11 protein-coding genes are annotated in these 12066 nt (G+C 60.1%); 5 read left to right on the top strand and 6 right to left on the bottom strand.

Translation table 11 applies throughout. From position 1 onward, the window contains the following. Positions 1–16 precede the first annotated feature (16 nt). From QYH43_RS15730 to QYH43_RS15705, 6 genes are all read right to left on the bottom strand, one after another. Positions 17–205: a hypothetical protein gene (locus QYH43_RS15730; RefSeq protein ID WP_095056556.1), complete on the bottom strand. Its 189-nt coding sequence runs from the start codon at positions 203–205 to the stop codon at positions 17–19. 381 nt (positions 206–586) lie between these two features. Continuing rightward, positions 587–1807, bottom strand: a complete 1221-nt coding sequence (gene fabB / locus QYH43_RS15725) for a beta-ketoacyl-ACP synthase I (protein ID WP_095056557.1) — start codon at positions 1805–1807, stop codon at positions 587–589. Between the two features lie 11 nt (positions 1808–1818). Continuing rightward, positions 1819–2334, bottom strand: coding sequence for a 3-hydroxyacyl-[acyl-carrier-protein] dehydratase FabA (gene fabA / locus QYH43_RS15720; RefSeq protein WP_003227150.1), 516 nt, complete (start codon positions 2332–2334; stop codon positions 1819–1821). A gap of 247 nt (positions 2335–2581) precedes the next feature. Continuing rightward, positions 2582–4483: an ATP-binding protein gene (locus QYH43_RS15715; RefSeq protein WP_095056558.1), complete on the bottom strand. Its 1902-nt coding sequence runs from the start codon at positions 4481–4483 to the stop codon at positions 2582–2584. After that, positions 4480–5412, bottom strand: a complete 933-nt coding sequence (locus QYH43_RS15710) for an ABC transporter substrate-binding protein (RefSeq protein WP_095056559.1) — start codon at positions 5410–5412, stop codon at positions 4480–4482. Before QYH43_RS15710 ends, QYH43_RS15715 begins: the two co-directional genes overlap by 4 nt. Position 5413: 1 nt before the next feature. Then, the gene (locus QYH43_RS15705) at positions 5414–7537 is read right to left on the bottom strand and encodes a TonB-dependent siderophore receptor (protein ID WP_095056723.1); all 2124 of its coding nucleotides are present in this window, start codon (positions 7535–7537) and stop codon (positions 5414–5416) included. Between the two features lie 195 nt (positions 7538–7732). Between QYH43_RS15705 and QYH43_RS15700 the strand changes: the two genes are divergently transcribed. The 5 genes from QYH43_RS15700 to QYH43_RS15680 all read left to right on the top strand — a co-directional run bounded on the left by QYH43_RS15700 (position 7733) and on the right by QYH43_RS15680 (position 11874). Then, a complete protein-coding gene (locus QYH43_RS15700; RefSeq protein ID WP_095056560.1) occupies positions 7733–8758 on the top strand; it encodes an NAD(P)H-dependent glycerol-3-phosphate dehydrogenase in 1026 nt (341 codons plus the stop codon). Between the two features lie 30 nt (positions 8759–8788). After that, positions 8789–9136: a DUF4389 domain-containing protein gene (locus tag QYH43_RS15695; RefSeq protein ID WP_095056561.1), complete on the top strand. Its 348-nt coding sequence runs from the start codon at positions 8789–8791 to the stop codon at positions 9134–9136. After that, a complete protein-coding gene (gene sixA, locus QYH43_RS15690; RefSeq protein WP_095056562.1) occupies positions 9133–9588 on the top strand; it encodes a phosphohistidine phosphatase SixA in 456 nt (151 codons plus the stop codon). The genes QYH43_RS15695 and sixA overlap by 4 nt, the downstream gene beginning before the upstream one ends. 154 nt (positions 9589–9742) lie before the next feature. Continuing rightward, positions 9743–11398, top strand: coding sequence for an AMP-binding protein (locus QYH43_RS15685; protein ID WP_095056563.1), 1656 nt, complete (start codon positions 9743–9745; stop codon positions 11396–11398). A gap of 32 nt (positions 11399–11430) precedes the next feature. Continuing rightward, positions 11431–11874, top strand: a complete 444-nt coding sequence (locus QYH43_RS15680; protein WP_301157356.1) for a hotdog fold thioesterase — start codon at positions 11431–11433, stop codon at positions 11872–11874. Positions 11875–12066 lie beyond the last annotated feature (192 nt).

Here is a 12066-nt window from a genome sequence, read left to right as displayed (position 1 = left end):
GTTTTCAATGCTGTGATTACGCGGAGCGCAGCTCGCGCCGTTGCTCAAGTATTTCCAGTTCGGCCTTGTAGTTCTGCGCATCGGTTTCGGAGTGGAACATTCCCACCAACAGGTCTTGTTGATGGACATCCCAGATCCGGATGCCAGCGGCTACGCCCTCGTGGGATTTATGTGAATCGTCGCGTTCAGTTACTTTTACAGTCATCTGCTAGCTCCAATCTCTGTTATCTGCAGCAAGGCATGTGCAGGACTCTGTTATAGAGTTTGGTAGCTTGCTAAGTAAACGACTGAGTTTGGTAACGGTTTTTTGCAAAAACGGCAACAGTGCTGCAGCCCACGCAATCCGCGACATTCGGTCGCAGGGCGTTTGGTTTCATGACAAATGCTTCATCTCCGGGTTAATGAATTCCCGACTTGAAATGCATACCTGTAGGAGCCCGGCTTGCCGGCGATGGCGTTTTCAAGGATGTCATCGCCGGCAAGCCGGGCTCCTACGAAAAGCGATTTGCGATGCCACATTATTCAGGTAAAAAAAAACGCCCCGAACCAGTCGGGGCGTTTTTTTGTGCGGCTCAGCAGCAGGGAATTACTTGCCTGCCCAGCGCTTCAGTACCAGCGTGGCGTTGGTGCCACCGAAACCGAAGCTGTTGCTCATCACGGTGTTGATGGTGGCGTTTTCGCGGGTCTTGGTCAGCACCGGCAGGTCGGCCACTTCAGGGTCCAGCTCGTCGATGTTGGCGGAACCGGCAATGAAGTTGCCTTCCATCATCAGCATGCAGTAGATCGCTTCGTGAACGCCGGCGGCGCCCAGGGAGTGACCCGACAGGCTCTTGGTGGAGCTGATCGCCGGAGCCTTGTCGCCGAACACTTCACGCACACCTTTCATTTCCGCGACGTCGCCGACCGGGGTCGAAGTGCCGTGGGTGTTCAGGTAGTCGATCGGGGTGTCGACAGTGGAGAGCGCCTGCTGCATGCAGCGGATCGCGCCTTCGCCGCTTGGGGCAACCATGTCGTAACCGTCGGAGGTCGCGCCGTAGCCAACGATTTCCGCGTAGATTTTTGCGCCACGGGCCAGAGCGTGTTCCAGCTCTTCAACCACGACCATGCCGCCACCGCCAGCGATGACGAAACCATCACGGTCGGCGTCGTAGGCACGGGAAGCTTGTTCCGGCGTGTCGTTACGCTTGCTGGACAGGGCGCCCATCGCGTCGAACAGGAACGACTGGCTCCAGTGCTCCTCTTCACCGCCACCGGCGAAGACGATGTCCTGCTTGCCCATCTGGATCTGTTCCATGGCGGTACCGATGCAGTGAGCACTGGTGGCGCAGGCAGAAGCGATGGAGTAGTTCAGGCCCTTGATCTTGAACGGCGTGGCCAGGCAAGCGGAAACGGTGCTGCTCATGGTCCGCGTTACGCGGTATGGGCCGACGCGCTTGACGCCTTTCTCGCGCAGGATGTCCAGCGCTTCCATCTGGTTCAGGGTCGATGCGCCACCGGAACCGGCGATCAGGCCAGTACGCGGGTTGGACACTTGCTCTTCGGTCAGGCCGGAGTCAGTGATGGCGTCTTTCATGGCCAGGTAGGCGTATGCCGCCGCGTGGCCGACGAAGCGATAGATCTTGCGATCGATCAGTTCTTCAAGGTTGAGGTCAATGGAGCCGGAAACCTGGCTACGCAGACCCATTTCGGCATATTCCGGGTTGAACCGGATGCCAGGGCGGCTTGCACGCAGGTTAGCGGAGACGGTCTCTTTGTCATTGCCCAGGCACGAAACAATGCCCAGACCAGTGATAACGACGCGGCGCATGCGAATAACCCTTAGAAGTTGTCAGTGGAGGTGAAGACGCCGACCCGGAGGCCTTCGGCGGTGTAGATTTCGCGACCGTCCACAGTGACCGAACCGTCGGCGATGGCCAGGTTCAGCTTGCCCTTGAGGACGCGCTTGATATGAATGTTATAGGTGACTTTCTTGGCGGTCGGCAGGACCTGACCAAAGAATTTCACTTCGCCCGAACCCAGCGCACGGCCACGGCCCGGCAAACCTTGCCAGCCCAGGAAGAAACCGACCAGTTGCCACATGGCGTCGAGGCCCAGGCAGCCCGGCATCACCGGATCGCCTTCGAAGTGGCAGGCGAAGAACCACAGGTCCGGATTGATATCCAGCTCGGCGACCAATTCACCTTTGCCGTACTTGCCACCTTCTTCGCTGATCAGGGTGATGCGATCAACCATCAGCATGTTCGGGGCGGGCAGTTGCGCGTTACCAGGGCCGAACAGCTCACCGCGACTGCAGCGCAGCAGGTCTTCCCGGGTAAAGGCGTTTTGTTTGGTCATGCGAGCTCCTCAATAGTCCCATGCGGCAGGTGGGGCAAATCTTCCCGACCGATCGAAGCCTTCATGCCTCGAATCGGTAGCCTACTCATAGACTATTGCGTTGTGGTGAAAGTCACAGCACCAAGGACATGAATGTACACTTGTGCACTGAAATTTTTATTCAAGCCCCATTTCGGGCCAGTCGAGGTGCCTAAGACTGCCGCACTTTCGCCTTTCACGCCAGTCACAGATGGTCGAAAGGCCTGTACTACTGCACCCAGCGCTGCAAAATCTGTTGAAGATCGTTCCGTTTGAACGGCTTGGCCAGATAATCGTTCATACCCGCCGATAAACAGGCTTCACGGTCACCCTGCAAGGCATTGGCGGTCAGGGCGATGATCGGCAGGTCAGTGCAACCGGGCAGCTTGCGGATTTGTCGGGTGGCTTCATAGCCATCGATGACCGGCAACCGGCAATCCATCAGGATCGCTTCGAAAATCAGACTCTCGGCACTGCGAACCGCCTGCGCGCCATCGACGGCAACGCTGACCTTGAAACCCAGGCTGCGCAACATGGCTTCGATGACCGTCTGGTTGACCAGGTTGTCTTCGACCAGCAGCACGTTGCGGCCTTCGCCATGGCTGTCGCGGGCCGGCGCGCGCGGGACCAGCGAGGCCGGTGTCTGTTGATGCAGGGCCAAGGGGATTTCCAGGGTGAACACCGAACCGAGGCCTTCCTGGCTCTGAGCGCGCAAGGTACCGCCCATGCGCTCGGCAAGCGTGCGGGCAATCGGCAGGCCCAGGCCTGTACCACCGTAGCGCCGCGAAATAGAACTGTCGGCCTGCTGAAACGCATTGAACATCAATTCCAGGCTTTCGGACGGGATGCCGATGCCGCTGTCGCGCACGGTGCAGGTAAACCACAACAGTTCGTGATCCAGCGACTGCCATTGGGCTTCGATGGTGACGCGGCCTCGTTCGGTGAACTTCAGCGCGTTGCCGAGCAGATTGACCAGAATCTGGCGGATGCGCGTCGGATCGCCCTTGGCCTGCAATGCACGCATGTCGTCGGGGATTTTCAGTTGCAGATCGAGGCCACGTTGCGCCGCGCTGTGCTGGAACGACTGGGCACAGCTGCCGATCAGGTCGGCGAGGTTGAACGGAATGTGTTCCAGCTCCAGTTCCGAGCGTTCGATGCGCGAGAAATCGAGAATATCGTTGATGACCTTCAACAGATGTTCGGTGGACTCGGAGGCCAACGCTGCATACTCGACCTGCTCCTCGGTCATTTCCGTGGTTTCCAGCAACTGCAGCATGCCCAGCACGCCATTCATCGGCGTGCGCAGTTCATGGCTCATCATGGCCAGAAAGTCAGACTTGGCGTTGTTGGCCGTTTCCGCTTCTTCGCGGGTCTGGATCAACTGCGCCATCGCTTGATGCTGTTCACGGCTGGCCTGTTCGAGACCGCTGGCGAGGTTGTTGATGTGTTGTGACAGCGCCCCCAGTTCCGTGTCATCAACGATGGGCAACGGGGTCTTGTAGTCACCCTCCTGGATGGCCTTTACCGCGTTGCCGATATCGCGGATCGGTTGCGACAGACTGCTGGCGAGGCGCCGGGCCAACACAAAAGTAAACAACAGGGCGAACAGCGCCAGAATCGCAGCCTTGAGCAGGATTTCCTGCTGGCGCTGGCTGAATGCCTCGTTGGACAGACCGACGATCACGCGGCCCAGGTAGTCCTCTTTCGGCACGTTGGCGGCGGTTTTGCTGCCCTGGAAAAAATCGTTGTGCAAAGCGATCCGCTGCAACCGCACCGGGGCCTGGAACACTTCAACTTGTTTTGGGCGATTGTGGTGTTCAGAGGGTTGCTCGACATACACCAGCACCCGGTTGGCGCTGTCCTGAACTTCCAGAAAGCGCACATTGGGTGTAGCCAGTGTCGCCTTGAGCAAGCTTTCGAGCACTTCGCTGTTGCCTGAAATCACGCCGTATTCGGTGGCGGGCGCCAGTTGGTTGGCGATCAATTGACCGGTGTGATTGATTTCCTGGCGCAAATCCTGGATGCGCACGAAGGTGAAGAAGCTGATCAACAACAACGTCAGCAGCAGGGCAGGGCCAAGGCTGATGAGCTGGGTACGGGTGTTGATGTCCCAGCGACGACGGAAGGTCATGGGCGGCGTTCTCCTTCTGCCAGCAATGTGGCGACGAGCGCCTCGTCGATCTCTTCGATGCCCAGCGAGCGAGCCACCTGCGGATTGCTCGCGACCTTGAAACGATTCGGGTAATGCGTACGTGGCCAGGTGGAGGTTGGCTGGTCGAGCAGTTCGTCGAGGATGGTCAGCCAATCGTGCTGATCACTGTAAGTGCTGGCCAGGCTCCCGGCCTTGACGAACCCTGCGTTGGGGCCGATCAACGCGATCTGTCGTGCATAACTGCTCAGCAGGAGGTTTTTCACCGTTTGTGGGTTGTACAGGTCGGGGTCGTCCAGCCCCAGAAGCACGTCGCTGTTTTTCAGCAATGCCTGCAGCGGGCGACTGTCGTGGGTGTTTTCCCAGCGTTGAGTGACGACTTCAAGGCCCAGTGGACCCGCCGCCCGACGCAAGTCATTGAGCAGGAACTCACTGTAATTGTCGTAGAGCACACCCACGCGTTTGACTTGAGGCAGCAGGACTTTGATCAGGCGCAACTGCCGCTCCAGTGACGGATCACTCCACAACAGGCAGAGGCGCGGCGGGTGAGTGTCGTTCAGGCGTTGTCGGGCCTGCAGGCGACTGATCCGCAGCACCAGTGTCGCCGGACCGGCGGAGTCCTGCAGGCGCCAGTCGAGGCTGGCCAGGTCGAGCAGAATCAGGCGGGTGTTGTCGGGCAGATTGCCCGGCGCCGGTAACTTCGCCAGCGCCTGGAAGCGCACGGTGTCGTTTGGTCGTCGTTCGCTCAGCGCCTGGGTGAAGGCCTGCATGCCAGGGCTGTCCTCGGCACCGGCCAACAGAATATCCGCCGCATGGCCGGTCAGGCTGCTCAGCAGGCCAGCCGACAGCAGGCATAGCATGGCCAGCAAACGGCCAAGCACTGGCGATTTCCAGACCGGGTAACACCGCATCCTAGAGCTCCAGCTCCGCGCTGAAATACATCACATGACGCTCATCGTAGCGATTTTCAGCGAAGGTGGTTGGCTGATGGTCGAGGCGCTGCTGGAGCACCCCGGCCAGTTCCAGGCTGGCCTTGCCCAGGCTGATGCGTTTGGCGATGCGTGCATCCATCCGTTCAAAGCGGTATCCGTTGAGCGCGTCGTCTCCATAGTAGAAGAGGGCGCTGTTCCAGCCCCGGCCCCAGTCCCGCAGCCAACCGGCGGAGCCGCTGTTGCGGGCGGTCTGTCTGGCGTCCAGCGGGTTACTCGCGTCGACGTCGATATAGGCATAGGTCAGGCGCAGTCGATCGAGGCTGCCGACCCGCCAGTCGAGCTGGGTCTCGGCCCCCGAAAAACGTGACTTGTTCGAGTTGCTGGCGATGAACTGATTGTTGCGCAGCGGCTCGCTGATCATGCCGGAGATTTCGTCGTAGAACAGCTTCACATCCAGCGCGATCCCTTGCTCGGCAAAGTAGCCGTTGTAGCCCAGCTCCCGGGAACGCATGTGCTCCTGATCGAGATCGCCGGGGCCACGGGTCTTGACGAAGTAGCGGGCACTGGACTGGCCGAAGGCGCCCGGCTTGAGGTTGGCGACCCGATAACTCCAGTTGATGTTGTTCTCGAACATGTCCGGCGAACGGACGGCCTCGGAGTACACCGCGCGCAAGCCGTGTCGCGGGTTGATCAGGTAATTGACTGCCACCCGCGGCGACACTGAGCGGCCGATCAGCCGGGAATCTTCGAACATGGCCCCGCCTTGCATCAGCCAGTGTTCGGTAGCGCGCCACTCGAACTGGCTGAACGCTCGCCAGGTCGTGTCATCGAGGGTGCCATTGAAGTAGGTCTCGGACTCTGCCCGGTCGTAACGATAGTTCAGGCCGCTGACCAGTCGCAGGCTATCGGACAGGCTCAGGGTGTCTTGCACTTCGAGGTCGTAGCGCGATTCGCGGGTGCTTTGGTCTATGTCGCCGCAGACAGTCTGGCTGGCGCCATTGCGCCATTGATCGAGAACCTGATTGGCCAGTGCCTGTTCGGCCGGCGAACCGGGCGGCGCACCACGGCCGGTGAAACGCGTGATATTGCGGGCCAGGCGTTCGGTGTAATTGGGGTTGAGTTGCCACAATTCGGTCAACTGCGGGCTGAATGAAATCTCCGCGTCACAGGCGCGCCAGGTTTGCTGGCGATCCCAATGTTGTGCAGTGCCCTGGATGTAAAGGCTGTGGTCAGGATTGATGTCCAGGTTCCAGCGCAAGGAGCCGGCGTAGTCCTTGGCCGTGACGTCGGAATCGTCGCCAGCGCGGATAATTCCCGGGAATACCGGTCGATAGGTATAAGGGCGCTGGTTGGTGCCGTCCTTGGCATTCAGTTGCCAATCGATACTCTGCCGTTCATTGAGCGTCTGGCTCACGGCGAGGTTGAAACGGTTGAGGCTGCGACTGTCGTGGTAGTCGGCGCCGGTACGGTCGATGTCGAATCCATCGTCCTGTTGGCCGGACAGCGACAGGCGCAGATCACCGTCCTTCCAGCCGATGCCCTGACTGGCATAAAAATCGTTGATGCCGCGCTGGCCTTGGGTGACTTTCAGGCGGGTCCCGTGGCTGTCGGCCGGCCGATGGGTGATGACGTTGACGACCGCCATCAGGGCATTGGCGCCGTAACTGACGGTGTTCGGGCCGCGAAAGACTTCGATGCGCTCGATGTCTTCCATGGCCACCGGAATATCGCTCCAGTCCACCGTGGCCAAACCGGCGCGATACACCGAGCGCCCATCGATCAGCACTTGCATGCGCCGTGCTTCGGTGGCATTGGTGCCGTGGTAGTTCACGGCCGCCTGATTGCCGCTGATGTTGCCGACCATCATGCCCGGCACCAGGCGCAGCAGTTCGCTGATGTCCCGGGCGCCGCTGGCGGTGATCAGCGCGCTGTCGATCACGGTCATGCTCCCCGGCACGGCGGCCGGCGATTGCTTCAGGCGCGTGGCCGTCAGCACTTGCGGCAACGGCTCGCTGTCGAGGAACAAATCGTCACCCAGCACCGGCGAGCTGAAAATCAGCGCGAGGACCAGTGGCGAGTGTGGCGAAGGGGAACCCGGAGACACAGCACATCCCTGTTGGCGTTTGATGGCGCGCATGTTAACCGAGGCGCGCAAATTTTCCATTCGCGATGCCGGCATTTTCCTCGGATTTATGGGGCTTCTTGCTACCGGTGTCGCTATTTGACACGGGGACTGGCCGCGACCGGGCCGCTCCGTATAATGCCGACATTGCCACTGGTATGGATTAACGGATTGCATATGACTGATCAGCGCCCGATTGCGGTCCTGGGAGGCGGAAGTTTTGGTACCGCCGTGGCTAATTTGCTGGCCGAAAACGGACATCAGGTCCTTCAGTGGATGCGTGATCCCGAACAGGCCGAGGCCATTCGGGTCAATCGCGAGAACCCGCGTTACCTCAAGGGCATCAAAATTCTTCCCTCCGTGACGCCTGTCACCGATATACAGGCGACACTGGACGCCTGCGATCTGTGTTTCGTCGCGTTGCCTTCCAGCGCGCTGCGTTCGGTGCTGGTGCCGCACGCCGAGCGCTTGAGCGGCAAGATGCTCGTCAGCCTGACCAAAGGCATTGAAGCCCACACCTTCAAATTGATGAGCGAGATCCTTGAAGAAATCGCACCACAAGCACGGATCGGTGTGCTGTCCGGGCCCAACCTGGCCCGTGAAATCGCCGAGCATGCGCTGACGGCCACTGTCGTTGCCAGTGAAGACGAAGCGCTGTGCCAGCAGGTTCAGGCCGCGCTGCACGGTCGCACCTTCCGCGTTTACGCCAGCGCCGACCGTTTTGGCGTGGAGTTGGGCGGGGCGCTGAAGAATGTGTACGCGATCATCGCCGGCATGGCAGTGGCGTTGGGCATGGGCGAAAACACCAAGAGCATGCTGATCACCCGGGCGCTGGCCGAGATGACCCGCTTCGCGGTGAACCAGGGCGCCAACCCGATGACATTCCTGGGCCTGGCGGGTGTAGGCGATTTGATCGTGACCTGTTCGTCGCCCAAGAGCCGTAATTATCAGGTCGGCTTCGCGCTCGGTCAGGGTTTGAGCCTGGAAGAAGCAGTCACCCGCCTGGGCGAAGTCGCCGAAGGGGTGAACACCCTCAAGGTGCTCAAGGCCAAGGCCCAGGACGTAGGCGTGTACATGCCGCTGGTCGCCGGGCTGCACGCGATTTTGTTCGAAGGGCGCACGCTTGAGCAGGTGATTGGCCTGTTGATGCGCGGCGAACCGAAAACCGACGTCGATTTCATTTCCACCAGCGGTTTCAACTGAGCCCTCTACTTAACAGGAACGGAGCGAGACATGAACGATCAAAAAGTAGAAGCCAAGTACGAATCCATCCTGCTGCGGGTACTGTGGATGATCGTCTTTGTGCTGGTCTGGCAGGTGGCGCAGTTCATCCTCGGCGTCGTCGTGCTGGTGCAGTTGATCTATCGTTTATTTTATGGCGCCCCGAGCGCCAGCCTGATGAACTTCGGCGACAGCCTGAGCCAGTTCCTGGCGCAGATCGGTCGTTTCGGCAGCTTCCACAGCGACCAGAAACCCTGGCCGTTCGCCGACTGGCCGACGCCGCGTACACCGGAAGGTGAAGCGCCGCACGTCGTGGCGCCTGCACCGCATCCGGCCCGAGATGAGGAACCCAAGCTATGAAACTCTGGGTATTACGTCATGGTGAAGCTGTACCGCACGGGTCCCGCCCCCACGATTCGGAGCGGGAGTTGACGGACCACGGTCGTGAGGAAGTGCTGCGCAGCGCCGAGCAGTTGATGGGGAAGCCGCTGACGGCGATCTATGCCAGCCCGTACCTGCGAGCGCAGGAGACCGCGCATCTGGTGCGCGAGGTTTTGGGGTTCGAGCCGGAGATCCGCACCGTCGAGTGGCTGACGCCGGACACCGAGCCGGACAAGGTCGCCGAGCAAATGGTGGCGGTGAGCGATGTACTGCTGGTCAGCCACAATCCGCTGGTGGGGAATCTGTTGAGCTACCTGCAGCATGGCGCGGGGCATCCGCCGGAGCGGGTCAGCACGGCCGCTCTGGCTGAGCTCGAAAGCAATGAGCTGCTTGTCGGGTCGATGCGCCTCAACAGTCTCAAGCGCCCCTAAAAGCAAAGATCGCAGCCTGCGGCAGCGCCTACAGGATGTACGCCATTCTTGTGCAGGAGCTGCCGCAGGCTGCGATCTTTTGATGTAAAAAAATCAACCAAGCACTTGCTTGGTTGACTACGCTTGCTCCAGACCAAAAAAACAGGAGCGAGTCATGTCTGCTGCTTTTCGTTTGCCACTGGACCTTTTCTACGAGCGTGAGGCGCGTCATCCGCGCCAGCGCTTTTTGGTCCAGCCTGTCGGAGGCGGCCAGGTCGAAACCCTGACTTGGGCGGATGTCGGTCATCAAGCCCGTTGTGCTGCGCATTGGTTGCGAGCGCGAGAGCTTCCGCAAGGCAGCCACATCGCCCTGATTTCAAAAAACTGCGCGCACTGGATCATTGCCGACCTGGCGATCTGGATGGCCGGGCATGTCTCGGTGCCGTTGTACCCCAACCTCACCGCCGAGACCGTTGCCCAGGTCCTCGAACACTCGGAAGCGGCGCTCGCCTTCATCGGCAAACTCGACGATTGGCCCGGCATGTCCCGCGGGGTCAATCCTGACCTGCCGACCATCAGCCTGCCGCTGCATCCGCCTGGCACATTCGATTTCAGCTGGGCCGACCTGCAAGGTAGCTCGCCGATCCAGGACGATCCAAAACCTGCCGCCGATCAACTCGCCACCATTATTTACACCTCCGGCACCACCGGCATGCCCAAAGGCGTGATGCACAGCTTCGGCAATCTGGGATTCGCCACCACCCGCGGCACCTCGTTGTTCGGCCTCAATGAGTCGGACCGGTTGCTGTCCTATCTGCCGCTGTGCCATGTGGCCGAGCGGATGTTTGTCGAACTGGCGTCGATCTATACCGGCCAGACCGTGTTCTTTGCCGAGAGTCTCGACACCTTTCTCACTGACCTGCAAAGGGCGCGGCCAACCGCGCTGTTTGGCGTGCCGCGCATCTGGACCAAGTTCCAGATGGGCGTGTACAGCAAGATCCCGGCAAAGCGCCTGGATTTCCTCCTTGGTCTGCCATTTATCGGTAAACGGGTGGGGCATAAAGTCCTCGCCGGGCTCGGGCTGGATGCCTTGCGCGTTGCGCTCTCGGGTGCTGCACCCGTGCCGCAGACCTTGCTGTTGTGGTATCGCAAGCTGGGCCTGGATGTGCTGGAGGTTTACGGCATGACCGAAAGCTGCGGTTATTCCCATATCGGTCTGCCGGGCCAGAACAAACCGGGCTGGATCGGCAAGCCGTGCCCGGAAGTCGAGGTGCGGATCGCCGAGACCGGGGAGGTCATGGTGCGCAGTGGCGCAACCATGCTCGGGTATTTCAAAGAACCGGAAAAAACCGCCGACACCATCACCGAGGACGGTTTTCTGCGCACCGGTGACAAGGGCGAAGAAGACGCCGAAGGCAACCTGCGCCTGACCGGGCGCCTGAAGGAAATCTTCAAGACCAGCAAGGGCAAATACGTGGCCCCGGCGCCGATTGAAAACCGGCTGGCGGTGCACTCGCGCATCGAGCAGGTCTGTGTGGTCGGGGATGGATTGAGTGCGCCGCTGGGCTTGTGCGTGCTATCGGCCGTCGGCCAGCAAGAAGCGCGGGCGGGCTTGCATTCCAGCCTGGAAAAACTCCTGGAAGAGGTCAATGGGGCGCTCGATAAACACGAACGCCTGCGGCGGCTTGTGGTGGTCAAGGACAGTTGGGCGGTAGAGAACGGCTTTCTCACGCCGACCCTGAAGATCAAGCGCAACGTGATCGAAGCCGCGTATGGCGAACGCTTTGCAGAATGGAGCGAGCACAGCGAAGCGGTGCTGTGGCAGGATTGATCCACGAACAAAACCAACAAGGAAAATCTGCGATGAGTCTGTGGCTTACCACTCCCAACATCGAGCAGTTGAACGCAATCCAGAAAAACACCATCGGCGAAGTGCTGGACATCCGTTTCGAAGCCTTCGACGAAGAGTCGCTGACGGCGAGCATGGTCATCGACCACCGCACTCACCAGCCTTACGGCTTGCTGCATGGCGGTGCCTCGGTGGTGCTGGCCGAATCGGTCGGTTCCATGGCGAGCTATCTGTGCATCGACGCCAGCAAGTTCTACTGCGTGGGCCTGGAAATCAATGCCAACCACTTGCGCGGCTTGCGAAGCGGGCGGGTGACGGCGGTAGCCAAACCGATCCACATTGGTCGCACGACACACGTTTGGGATATCCGTCTGACCAGTGACGAGGGCAAGGCCAGTTGTGTGTCGCGGTTGACGATGGCGGTGGTACCGCTGGGTGAAAATCCACCAGCCCGTTGAAACCTGCGTTCCTCTGTAGGAGCGAGCTCGCTCGCGATGGTCGCTAACGATAACGCGGGTTACCGGGAAAACGCGGTGCGCTTGAGTTCATCGCGAGCCAGCTCGCTCCTACAGGGATCGGTATTCGCATGGCCGGACTGTCATCATTCCTGTCAGTTACGGTCATTGCTGCAGGACGCCGTCTTGCGGACA

Source organism: Pseudomonas sp. C32, assembly GCF_030417915.1.
In the GTDB taxonomy this organism is placed as follows: domain Bacteria; phylum Pseudomonadota; class Gammaproteobacteria; order Pseudomonadales; family Pseudomonadaceae; genus Aquipseudomonas.
Note: the sequence above shows the minus strand (reverse complement) of the source record. Positions and strands in the feature narration are given on the sequence as shown.

Excerpts from the sequence above, each read along its gene's own strand:
- QYH43_RS15730 (WP_095056556.1), bottom strand. The coding sequence starts at position 205 with ATGACTGTAAAAGTAACTGAACGCGACGATTCACATAAATCCCACGAG.
- sixA (WP_095056562.1), top strand. The coding sequence starts at position 9,133 with ATGAAACTCTGGGTATTACGTCATGGTGAAGCTGTACCGCACGGGTCC.
- QYH43_RS15685 (WP_095056563.1), top strand. The coding sequence starts at position 9,743 with ATGTCTGCTGCTTTTCGTTTGCCACTGGACCTTTTCTACGAGCGTGAG.
- QYH43_RS15695 (WP_095056561.1), top strand. The coding sequence starts at position 8,789 with ATGAACGATCAAAAAGTAGAAGCCAAGTACGAATCCATCCTGCTGCGG.
- QYH43_RS15715 (WP_095056558.1), bottom strand. The coding sequence starts at position 4,483 with ATGACCTTCCGTCGTCGCTGGGACATCAACACCCGTACCCAGCTCATC.
- QYH43_RS15710 (WP_095056559.1), bottom strand. The coding sequence starts at position 5,412 with ATGCGGTGTTACCCGGTCTGGAAATCGCCAGTGCTTGGCCGTTTGCTG.
- QYH43_RS15680 (WP_301157356.1), top strand. The coding sequence starts at position 11,431 with ATGAGTCTGTGGCTTACCACTCCCAACATCGAGCAGTTGAACGCAATC.
- QYH43_RS15700 (WP_095056560.1), top strand. The coding sequence starts at position 7,733 with ATGACTGATCAGCGCCCGATTGCGGTCCTGGGAGGCGGAAGTTTTGGT.
- fabA (WP_003227150.1), bottom strand. The coding sequence starts at position 2,334 with ATGACCAAACAAAACGCCTTTACCCGGGAAGACCTGCTGCGCTGCAGT.
- fabB (WP_095056557.1), bottom strand. The coding sequence starts at position 1,807 with ATGCGCCGCGTCGTTATCACTGGTCTGGGCATTGTTTCGTGCCTGGGC.